Source organism: Flavobacterium litorale (genome assembly GCF_019613795.1).
Lineage (GTDB): Bacteria > Bacteroidota > Bacteroidia > Flavobacteriales > Flavobacteriaceae > Flavobacterium > Flavobacterium litorale.
This window is the reverse complement of sequence record NZ_CP080429.1, coordinates 2,707,808-2,725,095: the sequence shown is the minus strand read 5'-3', so window position 1 is coordinate 2,725,095 and position 17,288 is coordinate 2,707,808. Positions and strand designations below refer to the sequence as shown.

Below are 17,288 nucleotides of genomic sequence, written 5' to 3'. Positions count from 1 at the left end.
AAATCCTGGTTATTAAACTTTTTTTATAATAGATGTCTTACAAAAGAAACGACTAGGGAATCGTTCCAATTCGGGAGAACAAATATGTGAACAAATTTTCTTAAAAAAAAACTTTACGATATTGATTTTTTTAAAAAAAAATCGTAAGTATTCTTTAAGAAAAATTAAGATAAAATTAACGTTATAAAAATATGAAAATTCATCAATTTAAGGTTAGAGTACGCTACGCCGAAACCGACCAAATGGGGGTAGTGTACCATGGTAATTACGCACAATATTTCGAAATGGGGCGCGTGGAATGGCTTAGAAATCTGGGACTTAGCTATAGGTTTATGGAGCAAAATGGAGTTATGCTACCTGTTGTTAGCTTAACGTTAAATTTTAAAAAACCAGCCCGATATGATGACTTGTTAACAATAAAAACAATATTTAAAAAACAAGAGTCTGTTAAGATAGAATTTGACTACGAAATCTGTAATGAAAATGGGGAGTTGTTAACAATTGGAAACTCTGTTTTAGTGTTTGTAGACATGAAAACAGGACGCCCTGTAACACCACCAAATTACATGAAAGAGAAGCTACAATTTTAGTTTAAATTACTATTTAGTAGTAAAAATATAATCTAAGTTAAGATACCTTAACCTCGTATAAATTTTTAAATGCCTCAAGTACTGCTGGGGCATTTTTTTTGCGTGTGCTAACAACTATTTCGCAATCCATTTCCATAGTTTGGGTAACAATATCCAAACTTTTTTCTTTTATAACCCGCATTACCTTGTTCATGTTTTGGTAACCAAACTTTAAGGTGTATGCTACGTTAATCGTTTTCTCAATAATCTCCGAAGCTTCCAACGCCATTTGTGCCGATGTTTTATAAGCTGTAATAAGCCCGCCTACTCCCAACTTAACACCGCCAAAATACCGTACTACTACAATGAGTACATTAGTAACATCAAACGATTGTATTTGTCCGTAAATAGGCATTCCTGCCGAATTATTAGGCTCGCCATCATCGTTAGCACGATAATATAGCCTATCTGCATCAGTACCCAGTTGGAAAGCATAGCACCAATGGCGTGCCGAATGGTGCTTTTTGCGCAACTCCTCCAAAACTGTTTTCACTTCATCCTCAGTAGTAACAGGAAAAGCATAGCCAAAAAACTTACTGTTTTTTTCTTTAAACAGTGTTTCTTCAGAGGGTGCAGCAAGTGTTTTATAAATATCGTTTTCCAAAAAGCGTAGTATTTTGCTACAAAGGTATTTTATTGAAAAAGCAAAAGCAAACTGGAATAAATATTATGGAAGTAATTGATTTATTGACTAGTTTTGTAAGACACAAATTAAACAACAATGAGAACAACAATTAAAACATTATTAGTAGTAGTAACCTGTTTAACGCTTGCCAATTGTAATAAAACCCCTGCTACACCACAGGAAAAATATTGTGGTATAGAAATTACTGGGTTTGAGGTAATGGATTTAAAAACCATGAAGGGTAAAGGGTATACCTACACCAAAGAAGATAAAGCACTTGCTGGCGACATGATGGATGCCGTAAACGAAAAATTAGGAACAGAAGATGCGGTTAAATTTTCGTTTTTTATGAAAGACGACAAAACGATAGGCATATATGTTATAACAGCAGACGACCAAGAGGTAGTAGAAAAAGTAAGCTGCTTATTATTGGAAAATGATTTTAATGGTAGATTACCAAAAGAAAGAAAATTATTATTTTACACGGACGACCATGATACGCTTGTGGCTGCTATAAAAACCAAAAAAGAGACAAAAGAGGAGGCAGAAGAATAGTTTTTCGTTTCAATAAGTTTAAAAACCAGCATATTATTTAGTAGTATGCTGGTTTTTGTTTTTATAGTATACAAGTTCGTCGGTTAAAATAGTCTGCGTACTTTCAATAGGTGCTTGTAAAACAGGTGCTTTAGTTCCCGAACCAAAAAAAGTAGCTCCTTTAAAAACCCTAGCCTCGTCCCATATAGTAGCTGTTATAAAGGTTTGTAAGGTTTTAGCACCCCCTTCAATAATAACCGATTGTAAATTGTGCTTATACAATACATCACAAATTGTTTTAGCAAGATTCTCATCAAAAACCACAGTTTCGTATACTAGGTTATCAGTATTGGTTAAACCTGTTTTTTCGGTTAAGCATATTGTTTTTATGCTTTTATCCTTAACTGCATAATGGGTGTCAATTCTGTTATTACGGTCCAAAACTACCCGTACAGGGTTTTTCCCCGTCCAGTTCCGTACATCTAATTTTGGGTTATCGTCTATAACCGTTTGTGTGCCCACTGCAATTGCCATTTCCTCACTACGCCATTTGTGTACCAGTTGGCGGGAATAGCTATTGGTTATCCAAATGGGTTTTTTACTTTCAATACCATCAGTTGCCAATCTTTCGTTTTTGGGGCTAAGATAACCATCGGCGCTTTGTGCCCATTTAAGTATAATGTAGGGGCGTTTTTGCTCATGAAAGGTAAAAAAACGGCGGTTAAAATCGCGGCACTCTTGCTCTAGTACACCAACAATAACGGTTTTACCTTCATCTTGTAGTTTGCGTATGCCATTGCCCGCTACCTTCTCGTGCGGGTCGGTAGTGCCAATAACAATAGTAGGTATTTCGTTTTGTATAATTAAATCACAACAAGGCGGTGTTTTACCATAGTGGCTACAGGGTTCTAAACTCACATATAGTGTAGCTTCTCGTATTAAGGGTCTGTCTTTTACAAGTACCGAGTTTATGCAATTCACTTCGCCATGAGGTCCGCCATACGGCGACGTACACCCTTCGCCAATAATACGGTTACGGTGTACCAATACCGCACCAACCGATGGGTTGGGCATAGCTGTGCGTAGCCCTTTTTTAGCAAGCACTAAGCATCGCTTTATATAAACTTCGTGATTCATTATAATTGTAAAAGTGTAAAGTTACAAAATCCGTAAATAGTAGTAGCTTTGCCCAATAGGCATTCGCAAAATAGTCCTTAATTGGTTGTAATTGCAGCAGGAAAATAAAAATGATGAAATTAAAAATATACAGAACCCATTTTATAGAGAAACTAACTCCTTTGTACGATAGTATGGAGGCAGCACAGTTTTTTGTTATTGCATTAGAAAATTTAAAAGGGTGGCAACGTGTTGATTTTGCAATGAACCCCGATTATGAATTAACTCCCGATGAGATTGAAAAATGGGATGAGGTATTGGCACAACTAATAACTCAAAAACCAATACAGTATATTTTTGGGAATACGCATTTTTATGGGTTGGATTTACAAGTAAACGAAAATACTTTAATTCCCCGCCCCGAAACAGAGGAGTTGGTGGATTGGATTGTAAATGAAAATTCCGATAAAAAAGATATATCTATTTTAGATATTGGTACAGGTAGTGGTTGCATTGCTATTGCACTGGCTAAAAACTTACCCAATGCAACGGTACATGCTATAGATGTTTCTGGAGAAGCCCTTGCTGTAGCCAAAGAAAATACTATTAATAATAGTGTTACCGTTACTTTTTGGCAGCAGGATATTCTTACTACTACTAGTTTACCGCAACAGTTTGATATTATTGTTTCGAATCCGCCTTATGTACGTAATTTGGAAAAGCATGAAATTAAAAGTAATGTATTGGATTATGAGCCGCATTTAGCATTGTTTGTACAAGATAACGACCCTTTACTTTTTTATAAAAAGATAGCACTACTCGCACAAAAATATCTTACAAATAATGGAATCTTATACTTTGAGATTAATCAGTATTTAGGTGCCGAAACTACACAAATGCTACAAGACTATAACTTTAAAAATATTGAGCTGCGTAAAGATATATATGGGAATAACAGAATGGTAAAAGCTACTTTATAGCTTATGTACTTACTTTTCTACTCGTAGCGTAATGCCTCAACAGGATCGAGCGCTGCAGCCTTAACGGCAGGGTAGGAGCCCGAAAATAGTGTTACTATCAATATAGTAGAGAGTGCTGCTCCAATTGCCGTCCAGGGCATAGGGAACGATGTGTCCATGAGGAGTGATACCCCTACACCACCAGCAAGTACGCCTAAAATAATACCAAGTGCACCTCCTATAAGGCTAATAATAAGTGTTTCGGTAAAAAACTGCATTGCTATAGTAAGCTTTGTAGCCCCTAACGATTTACGTACCCCAATTTCGCGCGTACGCTCCGTAACCGATACCAACATTATATTCATTAATGCAATAGAGGAACCAAACACCGTAATAATACCAATAACCCAAGCGGCTATATTTAGCGTTTCGGTTTGTGATAGTAATGTTTCCAATAGCTCATCACTACGCTCTATACCAAAATTATCATCTTCTACGGGGTTTAATTTTCTAACACGGCGCATTGTAATAATAGCCTCATCTACCCCCGAATCTAACATATTACTATTGCCCATCATTACTTTAATTTCGTAATTAATATTGGGTGCCGTAAATAACGAGCGTGCCAATTGTATTGGGACCATTACCCGTAAATCCTGACGGTTACCAAACGTAGAGCCCTGCTCTTTAAGTACACCGATAACTTTAAAACGTGCTCCCCTAATAGATAGGGTTTGCCCAATAGGGTTCACATCTTTAAGTAGTCCTTTTTCAAAATCAGAACCTACAATACATACATAATTGTTGTTGCTAATATCAAACGTATTAAAGTTACGCCCTTTGGTAGTTTGTAAACCCGAGTTGGGTAAAAAGTAGTTATCTACGCCAAGTATGGTTATTTCAGGATCTGTTTTTTCGCCTTTGTGCTTTACTTCGGCATTGCTAGCTGCGGTAAACGATAGCGATACGGCAGCACTCGGAAAGTTGTATTTTTCCTGAAACTCTTTCGCCTGCGGGTACGATATAATGGCATTTACCTTTACATTATTGTTATTTCGCCCTACTTGGTCAGAGAAGTCGTAACGACTAATGGTAAACGTATTGGTGCCCATACTGGCAAAATTACCTGTAATAGTGTTTTGTAAAACGGCTACAACAGCCAGTATGCCTACTAATGCAAAAATACCAATACCTATAATACATACGGTTAGTATGGTACGTAGTAATTGGCTGCGTATAGAGCCCAGTGCAATTTTGGTATTCTCCTTAAACAGGTTAAACATATACTGGTTTTTTAAAGCCACTAAAATACATAATTAGTTTTAGGTTTTAGGATGAAAATTACAGTATAATACACAATCTTGAATTGGAAACTTGAAATCTTAGAGCCCCAATGTGTATATTTGCGTAATTAAAAACAAGATTTAAAAATATGGCACAAAAACCAGGAATTCCAAAAGGTACCAGAGATTTTTCGCCCGAAGTGGTGGCTAAACGTCAATACATAATATCGACTATAAAGCATCATTTTGAGACTTTTGGTTTTCAGCCTATCGAAACACCGTCTTTTGAAAACTCGGATACCCTTATGGGTAAATATGGTGAAGAAGGCGATAGACTTATTTTTAAAATACTAAATAGCGGTGACTATTTGGCAAAAGCTAACGAAGCATTATTAGCCAATAAGGATAGTTTGAAGTTAACCTCCCAAATAACTGAAAAAGCATTACGATATGACCTTACGGTGCCTTTTGCCCGTTATGTAGTACAGCACCAAAATGATATTGAATTTCCGTTTAGGCGTTACCAAATACAACCCGTATGGCGCGCCGACCGCCCACAGAAAGGGCGTTTTAGAGAGTTTTACCAATGCGATGCCGATGTTGTGGGGAGTAAATCGTTATGGCAAGAGGTAGAGTTGGTGCAGTTGTACGATAATGTATTTTCGTCACTTGGGCTATCGGGAGCTACTATTAAAATAAATAACCGTAAAGTACTATCGGGTATTGCAGACGTTATTGGTGCAAAAGATAAACTGATTGATTTTACGGTAGCATTAGATAAACTTGATAAAATAGGCGAGGACGGTGTTAAAAAAGAAATGCTCGAAAAAGGGATTACTGCCGAAGCGATAGCCAAAGTACAACCCCTATTTAATTTTACGGGTAGTATAAGTGAGAAGCTCGAAAAATTATCGGACTTGCTTGCTACCTCTGAAGAAGGTATGAAAGGGGTAGAAGAACTACGCTTTATTTGCGATACCATTACCGAAATGGGGCTAGATAAATCAATCCTAGATTTGGATGTTACCTTAGCACGCGGGCTTAACTATTATACAGGAGCCATATTTGAAGTTACAGCACCTAAAGAAGTTGCTTTAGGCTCTATAGGTGGTGGGGGCAGGTATGACGACCTTACGGGTATTTTTGGACTTAAAAATATGAGTGGTGTAGGGATATCGTTCGGGCTTGATAGAATTTACCTTGTATTGGAAGCACTCAACCTTTTTCCCGAAACAGTAACCGAAGCTACCAAAGCATTGTTTATTAATTTTGGTACTACAGAGGCTTTGTATAGTATGAAGGCAATTACAAAGCTCCGTACTATGGGGTATAAGGTAGAGTTATACCCAGACGCTGCCAAAATAGGCAAACAGTTTCAGCATGCCGATAAACGAGGTATACCGTATGCTGTACTAACAGGTGAGGCTGAAATGGAGAGCAACCAGTTTACAGTAAAAAATCTTACTACTGGAGCACAAAAAAGTGTATCCTTAGATGAATTAATACAACAATTGGATAGTTAAATAAAAAAATCCTGCTTAATGGTAGGATTTTTTTATGTGTTGATTTTAAATTTTTATGGTATGTATTTTGTTTCTAGAAACCTTACCAGATGTATCCTCTACTATTTCGATACCCAAAATTTCAAAAGGTCTTTCTATGTTACCATTAATCGTAATATAATCTATAGCTAGCGCATCAAAACTGTCTGGGTGTAGTACTATGGCAATATCATCTGTAAGCTCATTATCCAATATAAAACGCATCATTTTATCAACGTTCATCTTCTCTCTTTGCATATAAAATCCTCCTTTAAGTGGTCAAAGGTAATTGTTTTTATTGCATTTGAGTATTATATTTTTGTATAGATGATGTTAAATAAAAATCCCGTCAGATATTACTGACGGGATAATTCCTTGTGTGTAAATGGTTTACAAGTTTTTCAAATGCTTTTACACTACATTCATTAGGTTGATTTTGCTTTTTGTGACACCTCCCGTGTTGTCTTGCAAAATTTCGATTCCCAAAATCTCGAACGGACGTTCTATTTGGTTACCATTAATGTCCAGATAATCCATAACAAGGTCGTCAAAATTGTCTGGGTGCAATGTAATTGCTACGCTGTCGGTTAATTCATTTTCAATAATGAAGTTGCGCATTCCGTCATAAGTAATTTTTTCCATAAGCATTTATAAGTTTAGTTCTTATAAAAGTAGAAAAGTCGATTGAATAATATATTATCGCGCATGTTAAAATTTATCAATTTAACATGTGTTTACTATTTTATTAATCAATAATGTACAGAATGTAGGTAAAAAATATATTATCTATAATTTAGATTTTATTCCTCCATAAAGTCGATAATACCATTACCTGTATCCCCTTTTTTAACGGTTTTATTACTAACCATATCCCAATTGATATTCGGGAACTTCTTTTTAAATTCGGTTATGTCACGCTCAAATTTATCCCAAATAACAATTCTGGGTGTTCCTTTTTCTGCTTTTTCAATGTAGGTAAGTTCTCCAACATAGTTAATAGCTCCCTTTTTAATAGTAAAGGGTATGGCAAATTTATTACTACTACTTACCATACCTGTGTAACCAATATGGTCGAGGTAGTTGTATTGGTTAAAGGCATAATTACCCGGTGCACCCTTTATAACAAACAGGTAGCTTTTTTTACCATTAAAATCGCCAGTATATGAAGGTTCGCTTTTTACGCGGGCTTTAATTTCTACTTTACCTTTATTTTTGCGGATAAACTTCTTTTCGCCCGAAGTAGGCTCATAAAAAAAACGATAGATGTCGTTTACAGGTTTTTCTCCCTCAAAGGTTATTGTACCTATGGCAAGTCCTGTTTCCGATGCTGTGGTAAACGTTTCGGGAGCTGCATTACTGTTTTTAGTACTACAACTTGTTATTGCCATGGCAAAAAGTAATAGTAGTGTATGTAGGTGTTTCATAATTACAATTTTATAGGTAAAGATACTAAAAACAAACGGCTACACTTTTTATATTGTATTGCTGCTAAGTGTGGTATATAGTGTTTTTATACGATTTAAAATAGTTATCGGCAACACGCCCAAAGCTCTTCATGGTTGTATAATTAAAAGCACCGCCAACAACAGCTCCTACACCAAACGGAATAAACTTACCGAGTGCTGCTGTACCGCGTTTACCACCATATTGCGCTATTAATTTTTGCCCTATTTTCTGGTTGATTCGGTTTTTTAGTTTATCGTTAATATGCTTATTAAAATGTGATGTTGTAATAGCACTACTTTTTACCATTACTGCATTATCATCTTTAAGTACGCCCGACCATATACCGAGTACTGTTGCAAATTCGTTTTCAAACTCTTTTTCAATATCCTTACCATATATTAGGGCTGTACCGTAGCAAATACTTGCCATCCAGCGTAGCATTAAAATTAAATCGGCAGATACTGAGCTCGCCTCTACAGCAAATTGTGTGGCAGTACCCAAACCTGGAATAATACCAGGTAAAGCCGTTACCGCACCTACAGATGTGTATTTGTTCCTGATGCGTTTAATGTATAGTTGAGATAGTTCGTTAGCGGGTTTACCTGCATTTGTGTACCGTAGTTTGTATACATTTTGTTTTACGTTGTGGTAGGCAGGAGTAACTTTATGTATTAGTTTATTAAAATCCATACTATAGCAATCTCAAATAGTGTTCCAATTAAAACATTGGTAATAGTAATTGTGTAAATAGTTGGTTTTATCGTTTTATTCGGCTACTACTAAAATCTTGCAAGGCATTTTTTTTAAGGGCACGTTTTATGTCCTCTAGCGTAGCACATTTTACAGTACGTTGTATGCCATTTATTACTATAGGTAAATGTATGTAATCTACATTTGTTAAGTCCTCACTTAAATAGTGTGCCATATCTTTAATATTGTAAAACCACTCTTTGTCGTACTGTATTTTGCTTATGCTACTATCCTTACGTAGTAACTCTTCTTTAAGCTTTTTCATTACTACTTGTTCTTTACAAAAACGTGTTTAATATTGCTTTTTCCAGTATTGCGTTCGTCTACTATAAAACTGTCAATACTTTTTATTAATGGTAGCATTTTATTGAATCCGTAGTTACGAGGGTCAAAATCAGGTTGCTTTTTCAGAATAATATTACCTAAATCGCCCAAAAATGCCCATCCGTCCTCATCACCTAAATCGTTAACACTGTTACGTATTAATCGGAGCAATTTTTTATCAATTTCACTAAGTGTTTCTTTTCGTTTAGCTGCCGTTTTCTCTGCTTTGTTTTGCGTGGCTTCTTTTTTAGCATCAGAAGCGTTATCGTCTTCCTCTAAAATTTCTAAGTATATAAACTTATCGCAGGCTGTGATAAATGGTATTAGTGTTTTTTTCTCGCCAAGACCTATTACTTTCATGCCTGCCTCTCTAAGTCGGGTAGCAAGTCGGGTAAAATCGCTATCGCTCGATACAATACAAAAACCGTCTACCTTACCCGAATAAAGTATGTCCATGGCATCAATAATCATGGCACTATCAGTAGCATTTTTCCCTCTGGTATAGCTGTATTGTTGTATTGGTGTAATGGCATTTTCTAGTAATACTTTTTTCCAGCCCGATACCGTTGGTTTTGTCCAATCGGCATAAATGCGCTTAAATGTAGGTGTACCGTATTTTGCTATTTCCTGTAGCATTCCCTTAACGTTAGCGTAGGGTACATTATCGGCATCTATAAGTACAGCAAGTCTTAAATCTTGTATGGTATTCATATTAAATTATTTACTCAAAGATACACTAAATCTGTGGTAGCAACATTGCATTATTGTATAATTTGGTATACTATACAACCAATACCAACGTATAACAGTAACGATACTACTAAACTTGTTTTTCGGTATTTTTTTACAACCTGTTTGTAGGTATATTGCCGTTTAAAAAGCAACCAATATATTAAGGCACCGGGGTATCTTATGTAAGTTAAAAATAATTCGCCAATAAACTCAGCTAGTAAATCGTCCATAGCTAGTAAATGTAATAAAATAGCTTATTAGTACACGAACAAGTTATAAATTGCGTTATAACGCAACACAAACCAACAGAATGATGCAACTATTTTGGCTGCAACATCGTCTGTAACTATAAACCAATTAAATAAAACACAATACATGGCTACAATGCACAAGTTTATTGCAGTATTATTATTGCTGATGTGTGGTACTGTACACGCACAAATTAGAGGTAAAGTAACGTCTGAAGATGGGGTACCTATACCTTTTGCTAACGTTATTTTAGAAAATACGTATAAAAGTACTACGGCCAACGATAAGGGGGAATATGCAATAAACGTTCAAGAAAAAGGTAGGTATACATTGCTTTTCCAATCTATAGGGTATAAAACAAAAAAAGAAGCTGTTACTGTTACTGCATTTCCGCACCAGCTTGATGTGGTATTACAAGATGAAACCTATCAGCTTGATGAGGTGGTAATATCCAATAAAGAAGATCCTGCCTATGCTATAATGCGAAGTGCTATTGCCAACAAGAAACAGAATTCGGCTAAAACAGGACGTTTTGAAGCTGATTTTTACTCTAAAGGAATTTTTAAAGTAGAAGATGTGCCCGAACGTATTATGGGAATAAAGGTAGAGGATGAAGAAGAAAGTATTTTGGATAGTACGGGGAGCGGTATTATATACTTATCTGAAACCGTATCTAAAATAAAATTTGAGCAACCCAATAAGCTAAAAGAACGCATTGTAGCCTCTAAAATAAGTGGTAACGATAATGGTTTTAGTTACAATACTGCACGCGGAACATTTTACAATTTTTACAACGATTATATCGATCTTGATATTAATATGGTATCGCCATTAGCTGATAATGCTTTTAATTACTATAAATTTTCTTTTGAGGGTAGTTTTTTTGATGAAAATGAAACTCAGATTAATAAAATAAAGGTAATACCACGCCGTGATAAAGAGCCTGTTTTTGAAGGCTATATTTATATTGTAGAGAATAGTTGGGCAATATCGGCTATTGATTTTGATATTAAGGGATATAGAATGCAACAGCCTATGCTAGACGTTTTAAATTTAAAACAAAACTTTACGTATAATACTAAAAATAATGTGTGGGCTAAAAACTCGCAAACCTTTGATTTTAAAGCAGGAGCCTTTGGTATTAAATTTATGGGAAAGTTTACACATGTGTATAACAATTATGTGTTTAAGGATAGTTTTGATGAAGGTGTTTTTGGGAAAGAGATTGTTTACATAGAAAAAGATTCTAATAAGAAAGACTCCTTGTATTGGAACAAAATGCGCCCTGTACCCCTTACGGAAGAAGAGGTTACCGATTATATAAAGAAAGATAGTATACAAACCCTGCATACATCTGAGGTTTACTTGGACTCTATTGATAAAAAGAGCAATAAGTTTGGTGTGTTTGATGTGTTAACGGGGTATACCTACCGCAATTCTAAAAATAAAACATCCTATAGTTACGGTGGCGTTTTAGATCCTACACAGGCTAGTTTTAATACCGTACAAGGGTGGAATTTTAACACCGATTTATCGTTTAGAAAATACGATGAGGTAACTGGAAAATATACTACTATGGGTGCTGTATTTAACTATGGTATTGCCGAAGACAGGCTTAGGGTTCGTGGTTTTTTCTCGCACACTTTTAACAGGATTAATAATGCATCATTATACCTATCAGGAGGGAACGAGGTAGCACAATTTAATAGTGCAGAGCCTATAACAAAGCTGCAAAATATGGTAAGCTCATTGTTTTTTAAAGATAATTATATGAAGCTGTACGATAATACATTTGCATCGGCACAGTACCAACAACGCGTAGCAACAGGGCTATTTATGATGGGTAATGTACAATATACCCGCCGACGTGCTTTACAAAATAATACCGATTACGTACTTATTAAAAACAAAGATGCTTACCTTTCCAACAACCCGCTGGACCCAACGAATGATGCACTTGCTTTTGAAACCCACAATTTAATGAAAGCAAGTGTTTACGCTCGTATTAATTTTGGTCAGAAATACATAACACGCCCCTATAGTAGGGTTATGGTAAGCGATGCCAACTACCCCACAATACACTTGCAATACCAAAAAGGTTTTGCAGCAAGTGAAAGCGAATATGAATATGATTTTGTTGCTGCACGTGTTTATTATGGTACTACGTTGGGTAACAAGGGTGATTTTGATATTAATTTAAAAGGTGGTAAATTTTTTAATGCCGATGGTATTTCGTTTATCGATTACAAACACTTTAACGGTAATCAAACCCATGTAGGCAGCGGGCAAAGTTATTTAAATGTATTTAACTTACTACCGTATTATACCCATAGTACTAACGACCAGTATTTTGAAATGCATACCGAGCATAACTTTAAAGGGTATATAATGAACAAAGTACCTTTGTTAAATAAGCTGCAGTGGAATTTAGTGCTGGGATATCACCAAATTTCCACACCCGACTACAAGCCGTACAGCGAGTTTACCGCAGGTTTTGATAATATTGGAATTGGCAAATTCAGGATGTTGCGTATAGACTATGTGCGCTCGTATCAGAGTGGTTTTAAAACCGATGGTATTATTTTTGGTCTGAAATTTTTAGATGTTATTGATTAACGGCAATTTTAACCATAACAAAAAAGCACCACTACTAGTGGTGCTTTTTTGTTGTATATAAATAAAACTTAATCTAACCGTTCAATTTTAGCACCTAGTGCCTGTAGCCTTTCGTCAATTCTTTCATACCCACGATCTATCTGTTCGCTATTTTGTATAATACTAGTGCCTTTGGCAGAAAGTGCAGCAATAAGTAACGAAACTCCTGCGCGTATATCGGGTGATGACATCTGGATGCCTTTTAATTGCGATTTAAAGTCGTGACCAATAACAGTAGCCCTGTGTGGGTCGCATAATATTATTTTTGCACCCATATCAATAAGCCTATCGGTAAAGAAAAGGCGGCTTTCAAACATTTTTTGGTGGATGAGTACACTACCTCTAGCTTGTGTAGCTACCACCAATACAATACTCAAAAGGTCGGGCGTAAAGCCTGGCCATGGCGCATCGGATATTGTGAGTATTGAGCCATCTATATAGTTTTGTATCTCATAACCATCGGGGTGTTTGGGTATGTAAATATCATCGCCACGTCTTTCTAACGTAATGCCTAATTTTTTAAACGTATTGGGTATAAGCCCTAAGCTATCCCAGCTAACATCTTTAATAGTTATCTCGCTTTGGGTCATGGCAGCAAGCCCTATCCAGCTTCCTATTTCAATCATATCAGGTAGTATACGGTGCTCACATCCACCTAGCTTGTCTACACCTTCAATTGTTAACAGGTTAGATCCTATACCTGTAATTTTTGCCCCCATGCTATTTAGCATTTTACACAATTGTTGTAGGTAAGGTTCGCAGGCGGCATTGTATATGGTAGTTTTACCTTCGGCAAGTACAGCCGCCATAACAATATTGGCAGTACCCGTTACCGATGCTTCATCTAATAACATATACGTACCCGTTAGTTTTTTGGCTTCTACGCCATAAAAATACTCCTCTCTGTTATAACGAAATTTTGCTCCAAGGCTAATAAAGCCCTCAAAGTGTGTATCTAGCCTACGGCGCCCTATTTTATCGCCTCCAGGTTTTGGTATATACCCTTTACCAAAGCGGGCTAATAGTGGTCCTACTAACATTATAGAGCCTCTTAAAGCTTTTCCTTCTTCCTTAAATGCTTCCGATTCTAGGTAACTCAGGTTTACTTCATCTGCCTGAAAACTGTAAGCACCATGTGCTAACTTCTCTACTTTTACACCAAGATTTTTAAGTAAATTAATGAGTTTATTTACATCAATAATATCGGGTATATTAGTAATAGTTACCTTTTCTGGGGTAAGTAATACGGTACATAAAACCTGTAAAGCTTCGTTTTTTGCACCCTGTGGGGTAATTTCTCCTTTTAGCTGTATTCCTCCTTCAATTTTAAATGTTCCCATGCTGCCGTAAAGAATTAGGATTTTCGGTTTTTGTTATTTTTTCCACCAGAATTAGAGCGGTGCGACTTTTGTTTTGAGTTGTTGTTAAACTGGTGTTTATTACTCATTTTCTTGTTTACCTTCATTAAATCGGATGAGGTAGAGAGTTCTTCCTCTGTTGTAAGTAAGTTTATTTTACCTTCAGATAATTCTAGTAAATGCGAAAAAATAACATCATCCTTAACAGTATCTTTATTCCAACTCAGATACGATTTTTTCATGTGGTTGGCAATTACCATAATTAAGGCATCTTTAAGCTCACCGTCTTCCCATTTGTTCGCAACATCTATCATGTATTTAATATTGTTACCGTAAAAACGATATTTAGGGAAGTTTTGCGGGTAGGCGAGCCTATCAGGCTTTTGCTCCAATAATTCTTTAGAAGGGATAGGGTAAGGAGAGTCGACATCCAAATTGAAGTCCGACATTATAAATAATTGATCCCATAGCTTATGCTGAAAATCGGGTACATCACGCAAGTGCGGGTTTAAGTTACCCATAACCGCTATTATATATTTAGCTGCCTTGTTACGTTCCTCTCTATCCTCTATTGCAGCGGCTTGGTCTATTAGCTTCTGTAAATGCCTTCCGTATTCAGGTATTATTAAGTGAGTTCTTTCAGAGTTATATTCTAATGAATTGACGCCTTCTTGTGAATTATATTGCATATTTTGTTTAAAAATTATAGTGAAATAATACCTTCAACATCAGATAATTCTATGTACTTATCTATTACTGCTTGCGAGCTTTTCATTCGTACATCTATAGATACACTGGTATATTTTCCGTTTTTAGATTTTGTAGTTTTTATTACAGCTCCCATTCCATTAAAAGCATTCTCTATATGCAATATCTTTTCTGTATCCGTTGGTACTATAAATTTAAATAAATATCCTGCTGGCCATATTGTCGATTCCGATAATTTTTGCTTTAACCTATCGTAAAATTCTTTACTTTTCTTGTCCATGACTGTAATTAACTGTAATTATAAGCAAATATACGTTTTACCAGCATAAGTTGCCTAAAAAACCACTTTGCATATTGGTATTGCTTTGCTATAATTGCTATTAGGTTTGTTTGAGAGAATTAAAATGACTTTATTTTTATTATTGCAACTGCGGTTAACGATACTACAGATATGAACCCGAAACTATACTTTACCACTTTATTTAGCACGGATTTATTTCGGAATAGTTTAAATACCAAATATAAGGCTGTACCCATAAATAGGTTTAATACTATCATGGTTGTTAGCATGTTGTTTAATGTGGTATCCATTATACTAAAAAAGTTAACTAACGTTAGTACAACCAATGCTATAAAAACAAGTAGCCATATAAAATAAAAGGCTACAATAATATGAAATGCGATATGCTTGTAATCTAATCTTCCCATAATCTATAGTTGTATCCTACAAAATTAATGCCGTAGGCAAATATTACAAATAATTGTTTTTGTATTATTTTTCTGAATTACGACTTGCATTATAACAATCAAAAAAAAGTTATATATCTACTAAATAAATATTGATAAACAATAAGTTATAAGTTTTTTTTGATAAATAATTATATTAACTATATTTATCCCTTATTATAATGTTAGCTCCCCAGCTACCTATAAAAATTAACTTTATTTATTAGCAGATGAAATTAAAAGATCTCAAATCTTGGGTAAACAAGCTGTCTGAAGATGAGCTTGAAAAAGAATTGCGTTACAACGTAATGGATTACGGAATTTCGGGTAGTATATCTGAAATTATACGTTCTGATGAAAATTTATACTATGTAGGCGATCAGCCTGTGTTAGTACATACCAGCAACGAGTTGAAGCAACGAGGGTACTCTGCTTCTCAAATAGCAGCTCTAGATGTGGAAGTACCGCAAGACTGTTATTATGTTGAACTGAGTAATGAGTACAGTATTTTACAACGTTTTGCCGACTAAGCAAAACCTCCACCATAACCAATAAAAAAGAGAAGTTTATTAAACTTCTCTTTTTTATTACTACTTATTACAAACCAGTTATTAGTTTGACATAAGTTGTTTCTCTTCTTTCTTTTTAGCAAAATAGTAATAAGCAAATGCTACTGCAGCAACAGCAAGTAGTATTATTTTACCATTAATTGGTGCTACGGGGTCATCACCCTCTACACCACCAGGTCCACTACCATCTTCGTCACCAGGTGATTGTGCAAGCATTACATAATCGCTGGCAATCAGGAAAATAAAAACATACAGATTTAAAAATAATTTTCTCATACTTTTGGGATTTAATTCTGGAAGCAAAAATATATATTATTTCCAAAATAAAAAATAAACAAATATTTTTTTTGAGTTAACAATATGTAAACTAATTCATTGGGTGTAAATGCCTGATTATATATACGATACAATGTAATTTTAGGTTTTATTTAATAACAAATAATTGTTAGTATTTACAAAATGAATCATCTTCTGGATGAATCCGCTGCGTATAATGCTTTTATTATAGCACGTCTTTAAGTAAATTTGCACTTTATAAAAAATTGTGGCTAAAGAAATAGTAGTAATTATAGGTGGACCAGGCTCTGGAAAAACGAGCTTAATTGAGCAACTACAGCATAGGGGATATACTTGTTATCCTGAAATTTCTCGTGAGGTTACTTTAGAGGCACGCAAACAAGGTATAGAACAGCTTTTTTTAGAAAAACCACTACTGTTTAGTGAGTTACTATTAGAAGGCAGAAAAAAACAACATGCAGCTGCTGTAGCAGATGATAGTGAAGTTGTTTTTATTGATAGGGGATTGCCCGATGTACTAGCGTACATGCACTATATAGGCGACTCGTACCCTGCTGTTTTTGATGCTGTTTGCAAAGCACACCAATATACCAAAATATTTTTTTTACCACCTTGGAGGGAGATATATACTGCTGATGAAGCACGGTATGAAAGTTACGAGCAGGCAACTTTAATTGCAGACCACTTGCAAGAAACCTACAAAGCTTATGGTTACGATTTGATAGAAGTACCTAAAGATACTGTTGATAACAGAATTCTTTTTATATTGGGTCATCTTTCATAATAC

At 35.4% G+C, this 17,288-nt stretch carries 21 protein-coding genes; 7 read left to right on the top strand and 14 right to left on the bottom strand.

The annotated features are described in order from the left end of the window. Window positions 1–191 precede the first annotated feature (191 nt). Entirely contained in the window at window positions 192–590 is a 399-nt protein-coding gene (locus tag K1I41_RS12420; RefSeq protein WP_220640651.1) for an acyl-CoA thioesterase, read from the top strand. 37 nt (window positions 591–627) lie between these two features. Here the strand turns inward: K1I41_RS12420 and K1I41_RS12415 are convergent, their stop codons facing one another. Continuing rightward, on the bottom strand, window positions 628–1,233 hold the full coding sequence (locus K1I41_RS12415) for an IMPACT family protein (RefSeq protein WP_220640650.1): 606 nt from the start codon (window positions 1,231–1,233) through the stop codon (window positions 628–630). A 117-nt stretch (window positions 1,234–1,350) separates the two neighbouring features. On the opposite strand from K1I41_RS12415, the gene K1I41_RS12410 reads away from it, so the two are divergent. Continuing rightward, complete coding sequence (locus K1I41_RS12410) at window positions 1,351–1,809, top strand: hypothetical protein (protein WP_220640649.1); 459 nt, start codon at window positions 1,351–1,353, stop codon at window positions 1,807–1,809. Between the two features lie 33 nt (window positions 1,810–1,842). Here K1I41_RS12410 and ribD read toward each other — a convergent pair whose 3' ends face one another. Continuing rightward, complete coding sequence (ribD, locus tag K1I41_RS12405) at window positions 1,843–2,925, bottom strand: bifunctional diaminohydroxyphosphoribosylaminopyrimidine deaminase/5-amino-6-(5-phosphoribosylamino)uracil reductase RibD (RefSeq protein ID WP_220640648.1); 1,083 nt, start codon at window positions 2,923–2,925, stop codon at window positions 1,843–1,845. A gap of 113 nt (window positions 2,926–3,038) precedes the next feature. Here ribD and prmC point away from each other — a divergent pair, with 113 nt between their 5' ends. Then, window positions 3,039–3,884 (top strand): peptide chain release factor N(5)-glutamine methyltransferase, encoded by an 846-nt coding sequence (gene prmC, locus K1I41_RS12400; protein WP_220641889.1) that lies wholly within the window; start codon window positions 3,039–3,041, stop codon window positions 3,882–3,884. A gap of 17 nt (window positions 3,885–3,901) precedes the next feature. Here prmC and K1I41_RS12395 read toward each other — a convergent pair whose 3' ends face one another. Further along, window positions 3,902–5,146: an ABC transporter permease gene (locus tag K1I41_RS12395; RefSeq protein WP_220640647.1), complete on the bottom strand. Its 1,245-nt coding sequence runs from the start codon at window positions 5,144–5,146 to the stop codon at window positions 3,902–3,904. Between the two features lie 149 nt (window positions 5,147–5,295). Between K1I41_RS12395 and hisS the strand changes: the two genes are divergently transcribed. Continuing rightward, window positions 5,296–6,669 (top strand): histidine--tRNA ligase, encoded by a 1,374-nt coding sequence (gene hisS, locus K1I41_RS12390; protein WP_220640646.1) that lies wholly within the window; start codon window positions 5,296–5,298, stop codon window positions 6,667–6,669. Window positions 6,670–6,714: 45 nt separating this feature from the next. Here the strand turns inward: hisS and K1I41_RS12385 are convergent, their stop codons facing one another. The 6 genes from K1I41_RS12385 to K1I41_RS12360 all read right to left on the bottom strand — a co-directional run bounded on the left by K1I41_RS12385 (window position 6,715) and on the right by K1I41_RS12360 (window position 9,918). Continuing rightward, window positions 6,715–6,945 carry a hypothetical protein gene (locus K1I41_RS12385; protein WP_220640645.1) on the bottom strand — a complete coding sequence of 77 codons (231 nt, stop codon included), beginning with the start codon at window positions 6,943–6,945 and terminating at the stop codon, window positions 6,715–6,717. A gap of 153 nt (window positions 6,946–7,098) precedes the next feature. Further along, window positions 7,099–7,329 carry a hypothetical protein gene (locus K1I41_RS12380; protein WP_220640644.1) on the bottom strand — a complete coding sequence of 77 codons (231 nt, stop codon included), beginning with the start codon at window positions 7,327–7,329 and terminating at the stop codon, window positions 7,099–7,101. Window positions 7,330–7,487: 158 nt separating this feature from the next. After that, window positions 7,488–8,111, bottom strand: a complete 624-nt coding sequence (locus K1I41_RS12375; RefSeq protein ID WP_220640643.1) for a hypothetical protein — start codon at window positions 8,109–8,111, stop codon at window positions 7,488–7,490. A 64-nt stretch (window positions 8,112–8,175) separates the two neighbouring features. Beyond that, window positions 8,176–8,823, bottom strand: coding sequence for an EcsC family protein (locus K1I41_RS12370; protein ID WP_220640642.1), 648 nt, complete (start codon window positions 8,821–8,823; stop codon window positions 8,176–8,178). 67 nt (window positions 8,824–8,890) lie between these two features. Next, entirely contained in the window at window positions 8,891–9,148 is a 258-nt protein-coding gene (locus K1I41_RS12365; RefSeq protein ID WP_220640641.1) for a hypothetical protein, read from the bottom strand. A gap of 2 nt (window positions 9,149–9,150) precedes the next feature. Beyond that, window positions 9,151–9,918, bottom strand: a complete 768-nt coding sequence (locus K1I41_RS12360; RefSeq protein WP_220640640.1) for an NYN domain-containing protein — start codon at window positions 9,916–9,918, stop codon at window positions 9,151–9,153. A 396-nt stretch (window positions 9,919–10,314) separates the two neighbouring features. Between K1I41_RS12360 and K1I41_RS12355 the strand changes: the two genes are divergently transcribed. Then, window positions 10,315–12,804 carry a DUF5686 and carboxypeptidase regulatory-like domain-containing protein gene (locus K1I41_RS12355; RefSeq protein ID WP_309508861.1) on the top strand — a complete coding sequence of 830 codons (2,490 nt, stop codon included), beginning with the start codon at window positions 10,315–10,317 and terminating at the stop codon, window positions 12,802–12,804. Between the two features lie 68 nt (window positions 12,805–12,872). On the opposite strand, the gene murA is transcribed toward K1I41_RS12355, so the two are convergent. The 4 genes from murA to K1I41_RS12335 form a co-directional block, all read right to left on the bottom strand. After that, complete coding sequence (gene murA, locus K1I41_RS12350; RefSeq protein ID WP_220640639.1) at window positions 12,873–14,183, bottom strand: UDP-N-acetylglucosamine 1-carboxyvinyltransferase; 1,311 nt, start codon at window positions 14,181–14,183, stop codon at window positions 12,873–12,875. 14 nt (window positions 14,184–14,197) lie between these two features. Next, window positions 14,198–14,890: a DUF4290 domain-containing protein gene (locus tag K1I41_RS12345; RefSeq protein ID WP_220640638.1), complete on the bottom strand. Its 693-nt coding sequence runs from the start codon at window positions 14,888–14,890 to the stop codon at window positions 14,198–14,200. A gap of 14 nt (window positions 14,891–14,904) precedes the next feature. Next, complete coding sequence (locus K1I41_RS12340; RefSeq protein WP_220640637.1) at window positions 14,905–15,189, bottom strand: DUF493 family protein; 285 nt, start codon at window positions 15,187–15,189, stop codon at window positions 14,905–14,907. Window positions 15,190–15,308: 119 nt separating this feature from the next. After that, window positions 15,309–15,617, bottom strand: coding sequence for a hypothetical protein (locus K1I41_RS12335; protein WP_220640636.1), 309 nt, complete (start codon window positions 15,615–15,617; stop codon window positions 15,309–15,311). Between the two features lie 248 nt (window positions 15,618–15,865). On the opposite strand from K1I41_RS12335, the gene K1I41_RS12330 reads away from it, so the two are divergent. Next, complete coding sequence (locus tag K1I41_RS12330) at window positions 15,866–16,165, top strand: hypothetical protein (protein WP_220640635.1); 300 nt, start codon at window positions 15,866–15,868, stop codon at window positions 16,163–16,165. A gap of 81 nt (window positions 16,166–16,246) precedes the next feature. Here the strand turns inward: K1I41_RS12330 and K1I41_RS12325 are convergent, their stop codons facing one another. Then, window positions 16,247–16,480, bottom strand: a complete 234-nt coding sequence (locus tag K1I41_RS12325; protein ID WP_220640634.1) for an Fjoh_0651 family PID-CTERM protein — start codon at window positions 16,478–16,480, stop codon at window positions 16,247–16,249. Between the two features lie 268 nt (window positions 16,481–16,748). Here K1I41_RS12325 and K1I41_RS12320 point away from each other — a divergent pair, with 268 nt between their 5' ends. Beyond that, window positions 16,749–17,285, top strand: a complete 537-nt coding sequence (locus K1I41_RS12320) for an AAA family ATPase (RefSeq protein ID WP_220640633.1) — start codon at window positions 16,749–16,751, stop codon at window positions 17,283–17,285. Window positions 17,286–17,288 lie beyond the last annotated feature (3 nt).